Here is an 18,491-nt window from a genome sequence, read left to right as displayed (position 1 = left end):
GGGTTTCTGTGCGTGCCCCCATAGGGACTCGAACCCTAGACCTGCGGATTAAAAGTCCGTAGCTCTACCAACTGAGCTATAGGGGCTTGCAGCTAATAATCTAGTCGAAACATCGCCAATGACGAAACTCAGTATGAATACTGCCGCAATAACATCTAAATGCAACGGATTTACCAGTGGTTTTGCAGAAACCGGTAGTTATCCTTTAGGCTTAGTCTCGCTCTGGTAATAGAGAGATGCCCCCATCGTCTAGCGGCCTAGGACACTGCCCTTTCACGGCAGCGGCACGGGTTCGAATCCCGTTGGGGGTACCAAGGCCCTGTGGCGCAGTTGGTTAGCGCGCCGCCCTGTCACGGCGGAGGTCGCGGGTTCAAGTCCCGTCAGGGTCGCCAGACGTCATCGTCTTACTAAGGCCAGGTAGCTCAGTCGGTACGAGCGTCCGCCTGAAAAGCGGAAGGTCGCCGGTTCGATCCCGGCCCTGGCCACTGCTGCATTAGCAGCTTTTTTCATATGGCCCTGTGGCGCAGTTGGTTAGCGCGCCGCCCTGTCACGGCGGAGGTCGCGGGTTCAAGTCCCGTCAGGGTCGCCAGCATGTGAAACCCCCTACTGCAGGTAGGGGGTTTCTTTTATGCCTAATGTCGGACGATGGCTCCTTCCGCTGCTCCACTCGCTCCCCTATACAGGTGCGGTACCCTGTGCATAGCACTGCAACACCGTCCCCCGCGTGGAGAGGAGAGCCCGTGGATATTCCTAGCACGAATGCTTCTACCAGTGCTTCCGCTACCTCACCGCGGGTACCGGTGTTTGTTCTTGCTGGCTTTCTGGGGTCTGGAAAGACCACCCTTCTTAACCACCTTCTGCAGGATGACCACGGTATTAAACTCGCTGTGATCGTCAACGATTTCGGCACAATTCCAGTTGACGCGATGCTGGTCGCGGGGCAAGTAGATTCTCTCGTTTCGATGGCTAATGGTTGCCTCTGTTGTGAGTCCTCCGATGAGGAGCTGGATGCGGCACTCGACCAGCTGGCCCACACTCCCGGAGTGGAAGGCATCATCATTGAGGCATCCGGTCTTGCCGAGCCGCAAGTGCTGATGTCCATGGTGGCGACGGCTACAACTGTCACCGAGGTGGCCGTCGGCGGACTTATCGAGGTTATCGATGCGGGGGAAGTGCTAGATACTGTGCGGCAGCATCCCGCGGTGGTGAAGCGCCTCCATAATGCGGATCTGATCGTTCTGAATAAGGCTGATCGTGTAGAGCCGGCGGAGCTCCAGCAGGTGCGTCAGCTTTTAGCGGAGGCAGCGCCCGCAGTGATGACGGTGACGACTGCCTATGGGCGGGTAGATGCGCGCGTGCTATTTGACCGCCCGCAGGCGGCCCCGCAGAATTTTGCTGAGCTGGTGGCAGAGCACCGGGATCAGTACGCCGAACACAGCCATCACGAACACGATCATCACGCGGATCACGCTCACAGTGGTCACGGCGACTATGAGCACTGTCATGATGATGGCCACGACCATCACGAGAGCTGCGACTGTTCCGAGCATCACCATGGCCACGACCATCATGACCATCACCATCTGCATGACAGCTACCGCACGGTCTCGCTGTCCTTGCACGCACCGCTGCACCCAGCTCGGTTTATGGACTTCGTCAGAAATGGTGCTGGCGGTGCTTACCGGGTGAAAGGTTTCCTGCAGTTGGCTGGACCGCGGGAGCCAGAGTCTTTTGTTTTTGAAAAGACGGGACAGCATATTGCGCTGCAGCGTTGGTTCCCCCAGGGTAGTGCGAACATGACACCGGCCACTGCTGCACCAACTGGTACTGCACCTGCGGATAGTGCACCGGCCGATGTGATGCTGGCAGATCCCATGTCAGCTGATACGGCGTTGTCGGGAAGCGAGGAATCGGCACAGTCTGGTCTCGTCTTCATTGGGGTGGAGCTTGATGAGTCAGCTATTGCCGAGGTGTGTGCGGCATGCGTGTGGGAGGGGACTGAGGCGGACCCAGTAAGCGAGGGCGAGTTGTGGGCGTTTTACCCTTATCTGGAGGACGTCGCGGCGGATCCGGAGGATTACTGGTGGGAAGACTGGGAAGGAGAGTCCGCTGCCGGAGAGGTCTACTTGGTGGAGCCAGAGGACGATCCGACGTTCTTACCGTAGTTTCCTGCCCATAGTTTCCAGCTGTAGTCTCCCGCTGTAGCGGAGAAATAGGGCAAATTATTGCCGTTGTCTGCGCCCAAAATGGGAAGTCGGCGGGATATGTGACCAGCGTGACATGTGAGATACTAGTCTAGACGTGGCACCCCTTTTTGGGGGGTGATGAGGGACTTCGCTTCTGCTCACTCCAGCGAGGAGGTCGTGCGTGACCAGCCCAGAAGATTTCTTAGCTCAACAAGAACATGATCTTATTTCCGCCGCTGTTCACACCTTTCACCAGCAGTCAGGTGTGTCAGTGGCACTCGGCGCACAGGTCATACCCCCAAACGAGATCCGCATCATTGAGGGATGCGGTTTGCGCACGGATGCCATGCGTAATCTCCGAATCGACTCCGGCAGCGGTGTCGGTGGCCGAGTTTTTTCTACCCAGCGCGTTATGGGTGTGACGGACTATCTGCGGTCGCAGTCTATCAGCCATGAACTTGATGCGTATATCCAGGAAGAGGGGATCCGTTCGTTGGCTGCTGCCCCGGTGGTAGTGCAGCGGAAGGTGCGTGCTGTGCTCTACGCAGGTGTGCATGCCGCGGTGCGTCTGTCGGATCGGATCCTGGAAGAGTTGACGCACGCTGCACGCAGTCTGGAGCAGGATATCGCAGTGATGGATGCGACGATTGTCCTTCCGGAAGACCGTGAGCATACCCGGGTTGATGAGATCGTCTCCGCGTCAGAAATGTTGGGGGGTATGGCCGGCACAGATTCGGTCCGGTCAGGTCCGGAGTGGGAACAGATTCGGCAAGCTCATACCCGCCTACGGGTGCTGGCAACGCGGGTAAATGACCGGGAGGTTCAGCGGGAGATTGAAGCGATTTCCGATCTTCTCATTACGTCCCCTCGGATGATGCATATTCACCTCTCGACGCGCGAGATTGACGTGCTGTCTTGTGTGGCTATGGGGCTGACGAATATTGAGGCTGCGACGGAAATGGGAGTGGGTGCTGAGACGGTGAAGTCCTACTTGCGCAATTGCATGCGCAAGCTGGATGCCCATAACCGTTATGAGGCAGTCAGTTCCGCTCGTTCGTTGGGTGTTATTCCGTAGCTTTTGTGGGGTGACAGAGCTGCTATGGTCGGCCGCTAGCACAGTGTTCGCGCTGTATGTAGTGCCCTTTGTTGGGCTGCCGTGGTGGAGGCTCTGCGTTACTCTAGAGGGCGAACAGTAGGGCGTGAAGAAAGTGGACCCTGTCGTGAACGATAGTTTTCTCGTAACCGGTGGAACCCGTCTTTCGGGCGAAGTGGCTGTCTCGGGTGCGAAGAACAGCGTGCTGAAATTGATGGCAGCAGCGCTCTTGGCAGAGGGAACCACGGTTCTTGACAACTGTCCACGTATTCAGGATGTGCCTCTCATGATTGAGGTGTTGCGCGGCTTGGGATGTGAGGTGACCTGGGAAGAGGACCAGGGTCGCATCACCATCACCACCCCGGCACAGCCGAGTTCCGAGGCGAATTTTGAGGCAGTTCGGCAGTTCCGTGCCTCTGTCTGTGTGTTGGGTCCGCTAGTGTCGCGGACGGGAAAAGCTATCGTGGCTCTTCCGGGGGGTGATGCTATTGGTTCTCGTCCGCTGGATATGCACCAGTCGGGATTGGAGGCGCTGGGGGCAGAGACCTCGATTTCCCATGGGTGTTTGGTAGCACAGGCGGGTGACTTACACGGGGCGCATATTAAGTTGGCTTTCCCGTCTGTGGGGGCGACGGAGAACATTGTGACGGCGGCAGTGTTGGCGCAGGGGACGACTGTGCTGGAGAATGCTGCGTGCGAACCAGAGGTGGTTGACCTGTGCACCATACTGCAGCAGATGGGTGCCCAGATTGAGGGTGTGGGGGAGAGCACCGTTACCGTGCATGGGGTGGAGTCGATGCACCCGGCACACCATCGTGTGGTAGGGGATCGTATTGTGGCAGCTACGTGGGCGTTTGCTGCATCGATGACGCGTGGGGATATTCGGGTGACGGGGATTAATCCGGACTACCTCAATGTCGTGCTTATGAAGTTGCAGGCGGCGGGGGCAGAGATTACCCGTGAGGACGATGGCTTCCGGGTGGTACAGCGGGATCGTCCTAACGCGGTGAATTTTCAAACGTTGCCGTACCCAGGTTTTCCGACCGACTTGCAGCCTATGGCCATTGGGTTGGCTGCGGTTGCAGAAGGGGACTCGTTGGTGACGGAGAATGTGTTTGAAGCGCGGTTCCGTTTTGTTGATGAGATGGTGCGGTTAGGCGCTGATGCCTACATTGATGGACATCATGCGGTTATTCGTGGGGTGGAGCGGTTGTCTTCTGCGCCTGTGTGGTCATCGGATATTCGGGCAGGCGCTGCGTTGGTGCTGGCTGCGCTGGTGGCTGATGGCGCGACGGAGATCCACGATGTCTACCATATCGACCGCGGCTACCCCGATATGGTGGCCCAATTACAGGAACTGGGTGGGCAAATTGAGCGCGTTTCCATTGCGGAGGAGCCCACAAGGTAAACAACCGGGGTTGCTTTTCAACTGTTGTTGGCCTCTTTCGGAAAGTACTTGCAGGCGCTGTGGAGGGAGGTTTCTACACCTTCTAAACTTTCACTGATGCAATTAAGGAAATCGCTTTGACCAGGGGATTTGACTTCATTCGGCGGAGTGGGTAACTTATTCCAAGTCAGCGAAACTGGCCGGCCGCGAAAGCGACTAAGGAAGCCTCCAAAGACTTCTCGTCAGTTTCAGGCCGACTCCCAGTCACCAAGACAGAGTTTCCGCCGATTTTGACGGAGACAACATCAGATGGTAAGCTGGAGAAGTTGCACTCAGAGAAGAGAAAATGATCTTTTNTGNTCGNTGAGTGGATATGTTGTTTGAGAACTCAACAGTGTACTGATTTTATTGAATGCCAATTTTTTGTCTGCGCTCAACCCCCGTTGGGTGTGGATGTTTGTTTTCGAGTTTTTTGCTTGGATCTTTCTTTTTTGTTCTGATTGCGGCCTTTGTGGTTGTGATTGTGATCTTTTATGGAGAGTTTGATTCTGGCTCAGGACGAACGCTGGCGGCGTGCTTAACACATGCAAGTCGAACGGAAAGGCTCCAGCTTGCTGGAGTACTCGAGTGGCGAACGGGTGAGTAACACGTGGGCAATCTGCCCTGCACTCTGGGATAAGCCTGGGAAACTGGGTCTAATACTGGATAGGACCTTTCTCCTCATGGGGTTTGGTGGAAAGTTTTTCGGTGCAGGATGAGCCCGCGGCCTATCAGCTTGTTGGTGGGGTAATGGCCTACCAAGGCGACGACGGGTAGCCGGCCTGAGAGGGTGATCGGCCACATTGGGACTGAGATACGGCCCAGACTCCTACGGGAGGCAGCAGTGGGGAATATTGCACAATGGGCGGAAGCCTGATGCAGCGACGCCGCGTGAGGGATGACGGCCTTCGGGTTGTAAACCTCTTTCAGTAGGGACGAAGCGTAAGTGACGGTACCTGCAGAAGAAGCACCGGCTAACTACGTGCCAGCAGCCGCGGTAATACGTAGGGTGCGAGCGTTGTCCGGAATTACTGGGCGTAAAGAGCTCGTAGGCGGTTTGTCACGTCGTCTGTGAAATCCTAGGGCTTAACCCTGGACGTGCAGGCGATACGGGCTGACTTGAGTACTACAGGGGAGACTGGAATTTCTGGTGTAGCGGTGGAATGCACAGATATCAGGAAGAACACCGATGGCGAAGGCAGGTCTCTGGGTAGTAACTGACGCTGAGGAGCGAAAGCATGGGTAGCGAACAGGATTAGATACCCTGGTAGTCCATGCCGTAAACGGTGGGCGCTAGGTGTGGGGTTCATTCCACGGACTCCGTGCCGTAGCTAACGCATTAAGCGCCCCGCCTGGGGAGTACGGCCGCAAGGCTAAAACTCAAAGAAATTGACGGGGGCCCGCACAAGCGGCGGAGCATGTGGATTAATTCGATGCAACGCGAAGAACCTTACCTGGGCTTGACATATAGAGGATCGCTGCAGAGATGTGGTTTCCCTTGTGGCTTCTATACAGGTGGTGCATGGTTGTCGTCAGCTCGTGTCGTGAGATGTTGGGTTAAGTCCCGCAACGAGCGCAACCCTTGTCTTATGTTGCCAGCACGTTATGGTGGGGACTCGTGAGAGACTGCCGGGGTCAACTCGGAGGAAGGTGGGGATGACGTCAAATCATCATGCCCCTTATGTCCAGGGCTTCACACATGCTACAATGGCCGGTACAGAGGGCTGCGATGCTGTAAAGCGGAGCGAATCTCTTAAAGCCGGTCTCAGTTCGGATTGGGGTCTGCAACTCGACCCCATGAAGTCGGAGTCGCTAGTAATCGCAGATCAGCAATGCTGCGGTGAATACGTTCCCGGGCCTTGTACACACCGCCCGTCACGTCATGAAAGTCGGTAACACCCGAAGCCGGTGGCCTAACCTTTTTGGAGGGAGCCGTCGAAGGTGGGATTGGCGATTGGGACGAAGTCGTAACAAGGTAGCCGTACCGGAAGGTGCGGCTGGATCACCTCCTTTCTAAGGATTTGTTTTTTGAAGGCCTCACGCCGAGTGTGTGTGGGTGTCTTTTGGGTGGATCATTCGATAGCGCACCGTTTGTTTGGTGTGATCATTCCCCGGGGTGGGGGTGATGGTTGGTACATTGTTGGGTGTCTGAGGCAATGTGTCCTCTTTGGCGCTGGTGGTGTCGATGCCTGTTTGTGGGTGTTGGTGCTGCTGGGGCGTGTTGTTTGAGAACTATACAGTGGACGCGAGCATCTTATTCTTTGTTCTTTGTGAACATTTTCGAATTCATGCTTTTTTGTTAAGTGTGTAAGAGCACACGGTGGATGCCTTGGCATCAAGAGCCGATGAAGGACGTGGGAGACTGCGTTAAGCCTAGGGGAGTTGTCAACCGAGCGGTGATCCTAGGATGTCCGAATGGGGAAACCTAGCCACAGTGATGTGTGGTTACCTGCGCCTGAATATATAGGGCGTGTGGAGGGAACGCGGGGAAGTGAAACATCTCAGTACCCGTAGGAAGAGAAAACAACCGTGATTCCGTGAGTAGTGGCGAGCGAAAGCGGATGAGGCTAAACCATATGCGTGTCAAGCCGGCAGGCGTTGCGTGTGTGGTGTTGTGGGAGCAAGTGTGTGTGGCTGCCGTCGCACGCTGTTGATGTTGTCGTTAGCGGAAGTCGTTTGGAACGGCGCACCGTAGTGGGTGAGAGTCCCGTACGTGAAAGTGGCAATTATTGATGGTTCTTGTTTCCCGAGTAGCACCGGGCCCGTGAAATCTGGTGTGAATCTGTCGGGACCACCCGATAAGCCTAAATACTTCTTGATGACCGATAGCGGACCAGTACCGTGAGGGAAAGGTGAAAAGTACCCCGGGAGGGGAGTGAAATAGTACCTGAAACCGTGTGCTTACAATCCGTCAGAGGCTTTCGGGCTGATGGCGTGCCTTTTGAAGAATGAGCCTGCGAGTTAGTGGTATGTCGCGAGGTTAACCCGTGTGGGGTAGCCGGAGCGAAAGCGAGTCCGAAGAGGGCGTTGAGTGGCATGCTCTAGACCCGAAGCGGGGTGATCTACCCATGGCCAGTGTGAAGCGACGGTAAGACGTCGTGGAGGCGCGAACCCACTTAGGTTGAAAACTGAGGGGATGAGCTGTGGGTAGGGGTGAAAGGCCAATCAAACTCCGTGATAGCTGGTTCTCCCCGAAATGCATTTAGGTGCAGCGTCGTGTGTTTCATCTTGGAGGTAGAGCTACTGGATGGTCGAGGGGGCTTATCCGCTTACCGACATCAGCCAAACTCCAAATGCCAGGATGTGAGAGCACGGCAGTGAGACTGTGGGGGATAAGCTTCATAGTCGAGAGGGAAACAGCCCAGATCGCCGGCTAAGGCCCCTAAGCGTGTACTAAGTGGAAAAGGATGTGGGATCGCTTAGACAACCAGGAGGTTGGCTCAGAAGCAGCCACCCTTGAAAGAGTGCGTAATAGCTCACTGGTCAAGTGGTCCTGCGCCGACAATGTAGTGGGGCTCAAGTACACCGCCGAAGCCGCGGCATTCCAGTTTTTGGGATGGGTAGGGGAGCGTCGTGTATCCGTTGAAGCTGCAGAGTGATCTAGTGGTGGAGGGTATGCGAGTGAGAATGCAGGCATGAGTAGCGAATGACATGTGAGAAACATGTCCTCCGGATGACCAAGGGTTCCTGGGCTAGGCTAATCCTCCCAGGGTGAGTCGGGTCCTAAGGCGAGGCCGACAGGCGTAGTCGATGGATAACGGGTTGATATTCCCGTACCCGTATAAGCGCGCCCATGGTGAATCAGTGATACTAACTGTCCAGAAGCTGCTGCTTCCTCTTTTTGGGGTGGTGGTGGTGGATGCACGGGACCTGATCTGGTAGTAGCCAAGCGATGGGGTGACGCAGGAAGGTAGCTGTGCCAGGTAGTGGATTGCCTGGTGTAAGCGTGTAGGGTGACAGGTTGGCAAATCCGCCTGTTGTGTACCTGAGACGTGATGCGTAGCCATTGTGGTGAAGTCAGTGATCCTATGCTGCCGAGAAAAGCCTCTAGTGAGTTCTTATACGGCCCGTACCCCAAACCGACACAGGTGGTCAGGTAGAGAATACTAAGGAGTTCGAGAGAACTGTGGTTAAGGAATTCGGCAAAATGCCCCCGTAACTTTGGAAGAAGGGGGACCGGTGTTGGTGATCACTTTTTCGGTGTGAGCTGATGTCGGTCGCAGAGACCAGAGAGAAGCGACTGTTTACCAAAAACACAGGTCCGTGCGAAGACGTAAGTCGATGTATACGGACTGACGCCTGCCCGGTGCTGGAAGGTTAAGAGGACTGGTTAGTGGCCTTTGTGGCTGCGAAGCTGAGAATTTAAGCCCCAGTAAACGGCGGTGGTAACTATAACCATCCTAAGGTAGCGAAATTCCTTGTCGGGTAAGTTCCGACCTGCACGAATGGCGTAACGACTTCTCTACTGTCTCAACCACAGACTCGGCGAAATTGCATTACGAGTAAAGATGCTCGTTACGCGCGGCAGGACGAAAAGACCCCGGGACCTTCACTATAGCTTGGCATTGGTGTTCGGTTTTGTTTGTGTAGGATAGGTGGGAGACTGTGAAGCTCAGACGCCAGTTTGGGCGGAGTCGTTGTTGAAATACCACTCTGATGAAATTGGACCTCTAACCTCGGACCATGATCTGGTTTAGGGACAGTGCCTGGTGGGTAGTTTAACTGGGGCGGTTGCCTCCCAAAGAGTAACGGAGGCGCCCAAAGGTTCCCTCAGCCTGGTTGGCAATCAGGTGTTGAGTGTAAGTGCACAAGGGAGCTTGACTGTGAGACTGACAGGTCGAGCAGGGACGAAAGTCGGGACTAGTGATCCGGCACCGGCTTGTGGAAGCGGTGTCGCTCAACGGATAAAAGGTACCCCGGGGATAACAGGCTGATCTTCCCCAAGAGTCCATATCGACGGGATGGTTTGGCACCTCGATGTCGGCTCGTCGCATCCTGGGGCTGGAGTCGGTCCCAAGGGTTGGGCTGTTCGCCCATTAAAGCGGCACGCGAGCTGGGTTCAGAACGTCGTGAGACAGTTCGGTCTCTATCCGCCGTGCGCGTAAGAAACTTGTGGAAGGCTGCCCCTAGTACGAGAGGACCGGGGTGGACGAACCTCTGGTGTGCCAGTTGTTCCGCCAGGAGCATGGCTGGTTGGCTACGTTCGGAAGGAATAACCGCTGAAAGCATCTAAGCGGGAAGTCTGTTCCAAGATGAGGTTTCTCACCACCTTTGCGTGGGTAAGGCCCCCAATAGACGATTGGGTTGATAGGCCGGATCTGGAAGCACAGTAATGTGTGGAGGTGACCGGTACTAATGGGCCGAGGGCTTAACATTTTAAGTTTGTGTTTCGCGTTCACTGTATGGTGTCTGAGATGGCACGCTGATTCCCTGTTTTGGGGGTTTGCCGTCTGAATAGTGTTTCGGTGGTCATAGCTATGAGGAGATGCCCGGTCCCATTCCGAACCCGGAAGCTAAGCTCATACGCGCCGATGGTACTGCACTCGGGAGGGTGTGGGAGAGTAGGTCGCCGCCGAACTTAACATAGAGAAGCCCCGAGGGTTGAGAACAATCTCCCCTCGGGGCTTTCACCATTTCCAAACACAAGCAGATTTAATCGCCGTTGCTTAGCACCCTACACCTCCACACACCTACTGCACGGTAATATACACGGGATTGATGAAGTACTTCCCACATTAATTAGTCTCTGCCGCATACATACCGGACCCGCGTCCCATAGCCAAGCGTACCGTTCAAGGTTTTCCCCTGCCTAGGCCCAGGACCCCGTACATAAAATATCTCTCGTACATCTCCCGTACACACCTTATTCCCCGTTCATAACTGTCAGTCAGTACGCTTTGTTATACGGTGCTGCGGCCACAGCAAGTCTGCACACATCATCAGCTACACTTCCATGCAGAAATCTACGGTTCCTTTCCCTGCTCCGCATCGCCTACTCGGGTGGTTCGCCGGGGTTTCTATCGCTATTTAACTGAGGCGTCTATAGCATTTAAGGGCAACATAAAAGCGGCCAAGCCCGAGACTATGTCGAACCTTGCCGCTTTATGCACTGTGGTATGTGGACGTACAGCACATGTCACCTTCGTGCTTAGACCATGAGATCCTTCTCCTCCAGCAGCAGCACATCGTTACGCTGCTCCCGTACCTCCTTTAACCGTGTGCGTAGCTTGCCTAACGTATCCCATTCGATGGTAGGAATAGTCCGTCGGGCCTCAGCAATCACCGTTCGATCCGTCGTACCCCAGGCAATCGGCATGGGAGTAGCCAAATCCCAATAGTCGTGGCCGCCCCCCAGCTTTTCCGAGCCCGTCACTGCCACACACGGCACCTTTTGGCCAATCACCTTACGCAGTCCAGGAATGTCGTGTACATCGCGGGCAACCAACGCCCACTTCGTGGACTCATCAGGCTTTTTCGACAAATCGACTAAGGCCAATAACGTCATCCCGCTCTCCCGTGTATCCGCAACGATGGCAGGAACCAACGGTGACTTTTTAAAAGTTTTATCAATCGACCCGATAGCAGTTGGAATCCACACCATCACGACGCCAGACACCGCGGCTAGGACACACAATACCGACACCCAAAACACGCTTGCGCCCTTTACATACGCAAAATACGCAGCGACACCGAGAATGATCGTCAAGATAAGAGACGATACCTGCAGGCGACGGCGATCACCCACCAACTCGTTGTGTTTCTTGGCGTGTTCCTTATCGATGGGGAATTCAAAGATTCGCACTGGCATCGCAAACCTTCTACTTTCTCTCAAACATTATGGCTAATTTCTCAACAGTAACGTTCTGCTGGTTAGCCCAAACTATCCAGCTCGTTCGCATTCACAATGCGATATCCATAGCCCTGCTCCGCCAAAAAACGCTGGCGGTACGCGGCATAGGTCGCATCGATCGTGTCACGGGCAACAACAGTATAGAAGTGAGCCTCCTGACCACCGCTCTTTGGGCGAAGCAGTCGGCCCAATCGTTGGGCCTCTTCCTGCCGGCTCCGGTACGTTCCAGACACCTGGATTGCAACCGATGCTTCCGGTAGATCAATGGAGAAGTTCGCAACCTTACTCACTACCAGGGTACTGATTTCACCTCGTCGAAACGCATCGAAAAGACGTTCCCTTTCGGCGGTACGGGTTGTTCCCTGTACTAGTGGAGCATCAAGTTTGGTCGACAATCGCTCTAATTGATCCAGGTAGGCACCAATAACCAGGGTAGGTTCAGAGTGGTGACGGGTGACCAAATCAGCCACTACTCTATCCTTAGAAATTGCCGTGCAACAGCGACGGTACATCTCCTCGCGCTCTGCCGTCGCGTAGGCCATACGTTCTTCTTCCGTCAACGTCACCCGCACTTCAGTACATTCAGCTGTAGCGATCCAACCCTGGGATTCCAGATCCTTCCACGGCATATCAAAACGCTTTGGGCCGATGAGGGTAAAAACATCCTCTTCGCGGCCATCCTCACGGATCAAGGTGGCCGTCAAGCCCAACCGTCGACGGGATTGAAGATCAGCAGTCAGGCGGAACACCGGTGCGGGCAACAGGTGGACTTCGTCGTAAATAATGAGCCCCCAGTCCCGTGAGTCGAACAACTCCATTGACCGGTAAACCCCCTTCGTCTTCCGCGTCACCACCTGGTAGGTGGCGATAGTGACTGGGCGGATTTCTTTCCGCTCCCCCGAGTACTCGCCAATCTCATCCACAGTAAGGGTTGTACGCTGCAGCAGTTCCCGCTTCCATTGCCGGCCTGCCACCGTCGAGTTCACCAGAATAAGAGTGGTCTTTTGGGCGCGCACCATGGTTTCGATACCCACCACAGTTTTCCCGGCGCCACAAGGTAGTACGACTACCCCGGAACCACCCGCCCAAGCAGCCTCTGCCGCCCAGCGCTGGTAGTCGCGGGCCTCCCAGGTGACGTGTTCTTGACTGCGTGCGATGGGATGTGCTTCACCGTCGACATAACCCGCAACATCCTCTGCCGGCCACCCCACTTTAATGAGCTCTTGCTTCAGGCGGCCTCGTTCAGAAGGGTGAACTATCACCGTATCGGGACCTACCGACTGCCCCAAAAGAGGACGAATCTTCCTGTGACGTATCACTTCTGCCAGTACAGCAGGATCGGTAGAGACAAGCACAAGTCCGTGGGCAGGGTCGTTGACAAGGTGGAGGCGGCCATAGCGCTCCATCGTCTCCGCAATGGCGATGAGAAGAGGTTGCGGCACTGGATAGCGGGAATACCGCACTAAGGAGTCCACAACCTGCTCTGCATCATGTCCAGCTGCCCGTGCGTTCCACAGTGCGAGCGGAGTGATGCGGTAGGTATGAATATGCTCGGGGGCTCGTTCAAGCTCAGCGAAGGGGGCAATAGCCTGGCGCACCTCGTCAGCTAGCGGGTGATCGACTTCTAACAACATGGTGTTGTCGGACTGGACGATCAGCGGACCATCGGACATTCAAACTCCTTGGCAGTATCTGCTGTCACTTGTCTGTGACGATGCGGACCGAACGGATCTTGTGCAATGCGAAACGGTAGGGTTGGCGGGTGGTGATATCTATGGCATCCAACCTGCCTCCTGACATTCCCTGGGGGAGTATGCGGATCTGCGCTTCTATCCCGGTTCCCTTGATGAACCCCAGGATCACTTCCCGGTGGCTGACAATAGCCTCCTGTAGAGCCGGAATGATGCTCTCGCCCGTCACCATTGGTCCACTGTTCCGATTATTGTCCTCTGCGGCCTGCAAGCGGCTCGCAATCTCCTGAACCTGGTTTGGGGAAAGCTGGGAGTGCAAGGAGCGGGTAGTAAGGGGAGTATTAGTAGGAACTGGGTTGCAATAGGGATTATCTGCTGAAGGGCGTGGCCGATGGTGGCGGAGCGCCAGTACCCCACCATGGTGATCTTCCAGAATAGGGCTGAAACCAGCCTGTTGCAGCGCTGAGTGAAGTTCACGCGGTGTGACATCGGCAACTGCCACCGTGGGAGCAAGAGAGCGTAGCCCGCAATGGCGCATCGACGGTGCGGCCATGACGGCACGGATGAGTGTGGGATCGTCAGAATGCACCACGGATACGGCAGGAGCTACCCGTAGGGCTCCATGGCGGCGGGCGGCATCGTCGATGAGATAACCCAGCGCCTGTGGTACTGCATTCACGGACAGATCATGAAGGAATGTGTGAATGTCAGTGGCGGTAAGGCCGGTGTCCAAGGCGTGCCGGATGCTGTCTTCAGTGATGCGGTAGAGGGTCGCCATTCCGGGGGATTCCACTCGTGCGATGCGCCTCAGTGTGTCCGTGTGAGTGGGGGCGAGAAAACCTTGGACAAGCACGGTGTAGTCGTCCTGCACCAGGATAGACGTGGTTTCCGGAGGGATGTGGGAAGTGATAGCTTCCGCCAGCTTACCTGTGAAGAGGGAGCGGCCCACCTGGGTGAGGGTGGTGGAATGTAGCAGGCCAAGGACGTCTGCCACCTGTAGCGTATCCGTGAAAGCATCACCTCCGGTGAGAGTGGAAATGAGTGGGTAGTTCCAGTGTGTGAGTGCGGCGACGTCACGAGCTTCCGCTGTATGAAGAGAGGCCGGCCAGAGGGTGAGACTCTCCAACAGCTGGTGGCGAATGGCTACGAGACGGCTATCCGCGGCATGCGGATTGAGTGCTAATGCACGTTCGTGGGGTGTTCCGCTCCATGACCGTGGACTGTGCCACCAGGTACGGATGAGGAGTTCCCATTGTTCGGCGGGGGAAGCCGTCACGAATACGTCAGCGGTGATGGTGGTGGTCCACGCACCGTCCTCGAGAAGAGCTTCCTCGATAATGCCGAGAGCAGCGAGCGCCTCTAGACCGATGGTGATCTGGTCGGTAGCGAGGCCGGTACTGGTGGCGAGCCGGCGTAGCTCGCGTTGCCCAATACCCCCATCAGCGAGGGCGTGCAGTGGTTGGTTATCGATAGCCGTGATGAGCTCACGTAGCGTGTGCAGGAACAATGCGAAATGGTCTAACCCTGTCGCAGGGGAACCGGCGGTAGTGCCTCCCAACAAATGGGCGATTGCTGTGGGGGAGCTCCGTTGCGTGGGGGTAGGGCAGGCTAGCGGCTCCTCATGGGCTGCGGCGACGGAGTGATGCAGTGCGGAGTAGACATCTTCGGGGAGAACTATGGTGTCCGCTGTGTGCTTGTCGAGGGTCAGCAGCTCCGCAGCGAGCAGCTGTTGTAAGGGATGGTCGTGTGGAGCCTGTGCGATGGCAGTGGCATGGCCTTTCCGACCGGATTCTGCGAGTGTTTCCAGTACCTGACGTTGCTTTGGAGGGAGGAGGGCGATGCGTGCGCGTAACTCAGTACAGTCCCGCAACGGAGGGTTGTCCAGCAGATCGAGGGGGAGCTGGGAAAAGACGTCAGAGAGCCCAGGGGGCAGTGAATAGCCGCCATCGTCACCAGGATAGAGTAGTGCGTAATTTTGTAGAGAGGTGACGAGATCCCTAGTACCACCCGGAAGGGAATCCGCTGCGCCGGGCAGTGTGGGGGTGAGTTCTGCGTGATCGTCAGTATTCGCCCGTAGGGTTCCGGCCGCTACTGCTGCGAGAAAGGCGAGCTGTGGGCGGTTGAGGCTACTCAATGCGCGCCGGTAGGAGCGTTGCTGAGTGAGCCGAGTAGAGAGGACGACGAGGCTAGTAGGTGGGGGAACGGCGACATCAGGACGCAGGTGGAGGAGGGTGGCGAGGCTTTCTGTGGGGAGTGAGCCGAGCCACGCATCCCAGCTGGTGTGCGTTCGCAAGTCCATCCTTCCAGCTTACCGCGAAGAGGATAACGGCGAGTGTGGTGGATAAAGAGGGGAGGCTGTTGACATAGCAGTGTGGCCAGCTAACGAACTAGCTGGCCACACTGTGATGGTGATGCCGGGAGCTGTTGTAGCTCGCGCGAGAGGAGGGTGTCCTTTAGTCGTAAAGGACAGAAAGCGGAAGGATCGTGAGGAGGCTATCCTTCTTATCCTTCTTATTTTTCTCGCCTTTCTTGGCGTTCTGCGAATTGGTTTTTTTCTCTACCTTCTTCTCTGTCTGCAGCGGTAGAGTCTTGGTGGACTTGGTGCCCGTCGCGGAGACCTTAGCGGAGCCCGTGGAGGCGGTCTTTGCCGTATTGGCGCCAACTACCGGGGTGGCGCCATCGGTTACCGCATTGAGTTTACTGGAGGGAGCGTAGAGCTTCTCTTCCACGCCACCGTCGCCTTCAACGACCTTTGCGGCGGAGCGGTTTACCTTGGTATAGGTGGAGTCAACTTTCTGCAGAGCAGCGCTGTCGGACTCTTTGCTGGCTTTGCGGGCCGGCTTGACGACTTTATTGGTGAAGCCCTTATTGGCCTTATCGATGGCCTTGTCGGCCTTCTTTTCATCCACGGGGAGGCCGAGGTTAGCGGCAGTCTCTACGACAACACCAGCAGTTTCGGTGGTCTTGTACTGGATGAAGTTGTTTTCGCGTTCACGGCGTTGCGCTTCGCGACGCTTCTGCTCGGCGAGGCGCTTCTTCTTAGCGAGTTCGCCGGGGGTTACGGTATTACGGGGGGTGGGTCCACTGCTCAGCCCGAGAGAGGAGGAGCAGGCTGGCCAGGCGCCCCAGCCTTGAGTAGCGAGCACGTGCTCTGCTACTGCGATTTGCTGATCCCGGGTTGCCAGATCTGCGCTGGGGGCGTAGTTGGTGCCGCCATGGGCAGCCCAGGTGCCTTGGCTGAACTGGAGGCCACCGTAGTAGCCATTACCAGTATTGATGTGCCAGTTGCCGCCGGATTCGCACTGTGCGAGCCGGTCCCAATCGGAGTTGGGGGCGGCAGAGGCGAGGGGGGATGAGATGACACCCACTGCGAGGGCGGCAGCGCCGGACAGGGCGATGGAGGAGACCGCTTTCTTTACGTCGGCAATTCCAAACTGACGTCCTTGTGCAGAATGTGCACCCATGAGGTTCCTTTTCCAAACAAATGCGCCGTTCATCGGTGTTCTTGCGGGGTAGTGGAAGAAACGTGGGCCTTTATGTAGGCCGTTATGATGACCGTTCCCATCCTTGTTCGCTGTTCAAGGGGCAGCGCTCTCGATGGTCAGGGGATGGGATATGCATCCTGACAATCGGAGTAGTTGAAGCAACTATGGATATAAGAATACAGTTCCGTATCCGAATCGTCACCTAAACGAAATAAAGATGAAGGGCTTTCTGTGGTGGGAATGCTGCACTTTTCTCCAAAGTCCCTGCGTATAGCCCTGTCTTAAAGGTCAAGAAATCATTACAAAATCCCATAATGTGGGAGGAATAAGGAGAGCATGGTGACGAAATCGCCCTTGTCTTATTGCTTTATATACGTGACTGGGAATCGGTACACTGTAGGGACTGTATTGAGTACAAACCCGTGTACATACCAGGAAAGGAGATGCACGGATTATGCCCCACGGCAAAGTGAAGTGGTACGACCCGGAGAAGGGGTTCGGCTTCATTACCCAAGAAGAGGGGGAAGACGTCTACGTTCGTGCTTCTGTTCTTCCTGAAGGCGTGACCGAGCTAAAACCAGGTCAGCGTGTCGATATGGATATTGTTGCCGGGCGCCGCGGTCCCCAAGCACTTCGTTTGGAAGTCCTTGCACCAGCCCCCTCCGTATCCGCTAACCAACGGAAGCAACGTCGACAGAGCGCACACCGGCACACCCCGGACGAACTACACGGCATGATCGAAGACATGATCACGCTCATGGAATCCGCCGTGCAGCCGGAGCTTCGGAAGGGACGCTACCCCGACCGTAAAACCGCACAGCACATCTCGGAAATTGTCCGCGCGGTAGCGCGCGAGCTCGACCATTAGGCCGGGTCTTCTCCCCACCGGCATGTCGCCTCTGGCGCCACACCAGGGGCTGTGACATTCCCCAACATGAAAAGTGGCACAATAGAACTGTGAGTGACGACATCGCAAAGACACCTCCCTCTGCCAACCCCACGCCGTTGGGGAGTTCTGCTGCGGAGGCGCTGGCCAGGCAGGCTGTCGCTGACCTACACTCCGGCGGGGCTGGCGAGCTACTTGGGGCTCAAACGGAAGACAATGGTTCCACAACTTACCGCTTTTCCTCCGATCTACCCGGTTACCGCGGATGGGAATGGCAAGTGGTTCTCTCCGGCGAGGACAGCCATCCCACACTAGACGAACTGGCATTAATGCCGGGCAACGATGCGCTGCTTGCCCCAGCTTGGGTTCCGTGGGAAGACCGTTTGCAGCCGGGAGATCTCTCCGATGGTGATATTTTGCCGGTCGCGGAGGACGATCCCCGGCTCGTTCCCGGCTATGTGGACTCTGGAGACGATGAACTCGATGATGCAGCTATGCCAATTGGCTACGGACGCGAGCGAGTACTGAGCCCTGAAGGACGCGACGAAGCAGCTACTCGCTGGGCAAAGGGAGAGTACGGCCCCCACAGCACCCGGGCTAAGAAAGCCCCGGCCCGGTGTGAAACCTGTGGTTTCTACCTACCACTAGCAGGAGCACTGAAAGCAAGCTTCGGCGTGTGCGCTAATCGTCTCTCGGCCGATGGTCATGTGGTCCACGTCCGTTATGGGTGTGGTGCCCATTCCAGCATTCAAGAAGACCATTCTGCGGCCCGGCCAGCAGACATGTATTTCGATGATGCAGAATTTGAACTCGTCGCTAAACCTGTTGGGGCAACCATTCCAGCCGACAAGACGTCAGGAAATGTGTAACAGAC

8 protein-coding genes, 5 tRNA genes, 3 rRNA genes and 1 pseudogene are annotated in these 18,491 nt (G+C 56.1%); 12 read left to right on the top strand and 5 right to left on the bottom strand.

The features are described from left to right. Positions 1–13 precede the first annotated feature (13 nt). Positions 14–86: transfer RNA gene (locus tag IY73_RS02480), tRNA-Lys, on the bottom strand. Positions 87–238: 152 nt separating this feature from the next. On the opposite strand from IY73_RS02480, the gene IY73_RS02475 reads away from it, so the two are divergent. The 10 genes from IY73_RS02475 to rrf all read left to right on the top strand — a co-directional run bounded on the left by IY73_RS02475 (position 239) and on the right by rrf (position 10,283). Next, positions 239–314 (top strand) — tRNA-Glu (locus tag IY73_RS02475). A gap of 1 nt (position 315) precedes the next feature. Further along, positions 316–392 (top strand) — tRNA-Asp (locus IY73_RS02470). 19 nt (positions 393–411) lie between these two features. Further along, positions 412–485: transfer RNA gene (locus IY73_RS02465), tRNA-Phe, on the top strand. A gap of 27 nt (positions 486–512) precedes the next feature. Next, a tRNA-Asp gene (locus IY73_RS02460) sits at positions 513–589 on the top strand. A 151-nt stretch (positions 590–740) separates the two neighbouring features. Next, positions 741–2,165: a CobW family GTP-binding protein gene (locus tag IY73_RS02455; RefSeq protein WP_053961659.1), complete on the top strand. Its 1,425-nt coding sequence runs from the start codon at positions 741–743 to the stop codon at positions 2,163–2,165. A 202-nt stretch (positions 2,166–2,367) separates the two neighbouring features. Further along, positions 2,368–3,261 carry a LuxR C-terminal-related transcriptional regulator gene (locus IY73_RS02450; protein WP_053961658.1) on the top strand — a complete coding sequence of 298 codons (894 nt, stop codon included), beginning with the start codon at positions 2,368–2,370 and terminating at the stop codon, positions 3,259–3,261. A 145-nt stretch (positions 3,262–3,406) separates the two neighbouring features. Further along, positions 3,407–4,687 (top strand): UDP-N-acetylglucosamine 1-carboxyvinyltransferase, encoded by a 1,281-nt coding sequence (gene murA / locus IY73_RS02445; RefSeq protein WP_053962659.1) that lies wholly within the window; start codon positions 3,407–3,409, stop codon positions 4,685–4,687. A gap of 509 nt (positions 4,688–5,196) precedes the next feature. Beyond that, positions 5,197–6,718, top strand: a 16S ribosomal RNA gene (locus IY73_RS02440). Positions 6,719–7,002: 284 nt separating this feature from the next. Continuing rightward, positions 7,003–10,081: ribosomal RNA gene (locus tag IY73_RS02435) — 23S ribosomal RNA — on the top strand. Positions 10,082–10,166: 85 nt separating this feature from the next. After that, positions 10,167–10,283: ribosomal RNA gene (gene rrf / locus IY73_RS02430) — 5S ribosomal RNA — on the top strand. Together the 16S, 23S and 5S rRNA genes form the textbook arrangement of a ribosomal RNA operon. Before the next feature lie 570 nt (positions 10,284–10,853). On the opposite strand, the gene IY73_RS02425 is transcribed toward rrf, so the two are convergent. From IY73_RS02425 to IY73_RS08545, 4 genes and pseudogenes are all read right to left on the bottom strand, one after another. Continuing rightward, positions 10,854–11,513 (bottom strand): DUF3239 domain-containing protein, encoded by a 660-nt coding sequence (locus IY73_RS02425; RefSeq protein WP_053961657.1) that lies wholly within the window; start codon positions 11,511–11,513, stop codon positions 10,854–10,856. 62 nt (positions 11,514–11,575) lie between these two features. Beyond that, on the bottom strand, positions 11,576–13,228 hold the full coding sequence (locus IY73_RS02420) for a DNA repair helicase XPB (RefSeq protein WP_053961656.1): 1,653 nt from the start codon (positions 13,226–13,228) through the stop codon (positions 11,576–11,578). A 25-nt stretch (positions 13,229–13,253) separates the two neighbouring features. Next, positions 13,254–15,539, bottom strand: a complete 2,286-nt coding sequence (locus IY73_RS02415; RefSeq protein WP_158408671.1) for a helicase-associated domain-containing protein — start codon at positions 15,537–15,539, stop codon at positions 13,254–13,256. Positions 15,540–16,307: 768 nt separating this feature from the next. Continuing rightward, positions 16,308–16,710 (bottom strand): annotated as a pseudogene (locus IY73_RS08545) (transglycosylase family protein); the annotation flags it as partial. A 475-nt stretch (positions 16,711–17,185) separates the two neighbouring features. Between IY73_RS08545 and IY73_RS08755 the strand changes: the two are divergent. Both IY73_RS08755 and IY73_RS02400 read left to right on the top strand, forming a co-directional pair. Continuing rightward, the gene (locus IY73_RS08755) at positions 17,186–17,599 is read left to right on the top strand and encodes a cold-shock protein (RefSeq protein WP_053961654.1); all 414 of its coding nucleotides are present in this window, start codon (positions 17,186–17,188) and stop codon (positions 17,597–17,599) included. Between the two features lie 89 nt (positions 17,600–17,688). Then, positions 17,689–18,486 carry a DUF3027 domain-containing protein gene (locus IY73_RS02400; protein ID WP_053961653.1) on the top strand — a complete coding sequence of 266 codons (798 nt, stop codon included), beginning with the start codon at positions 17,689–17,691 and terminating at the stop codon, positions 18,484–18,486. Positions 18,487–18,491 lie beyond the last annotated feature (5 nt).

The organism is Lawsonella clevelandensis (genome assembly GCF_001293125.1).
In the GTDB taxonomy this organism is placed as follows: Bacteria; Actinomycetota; Actinomycetes; order Mycobacteriales; family Mycobacteriaceae; genus Lawsonella; species Lawsonella clevelandensis.
The sequence above is the reverse complement of the archived record's forward strand: the minus strand, read 5'-3'. Positions and strand labels throughout refer to the sequence as shown.

Coding starts and splice junctions, on each gene's coding strand:
- IY73_RS08755 (WP_053961654.1), top strand. CDS start 17,186: ATGCCCCACGGCAAAGTGAAGTGGTACGACCCGGAGAAGGGGTTCGGC.
- IY73_RS02420 (WP_053961656.1), bottom strand. CDS start 13,228: ATGTCCGATGGTCCGCTGATCGTCCAGTCCGACAACACCATGTTGTTA.
- IY73_RS02425 (WP_053961657.1), bottom strand. CDS start 11,513: ATGCCAGTGCGAATCTTTGAATTCCCCATCGATAAGGAACACGCCAAG.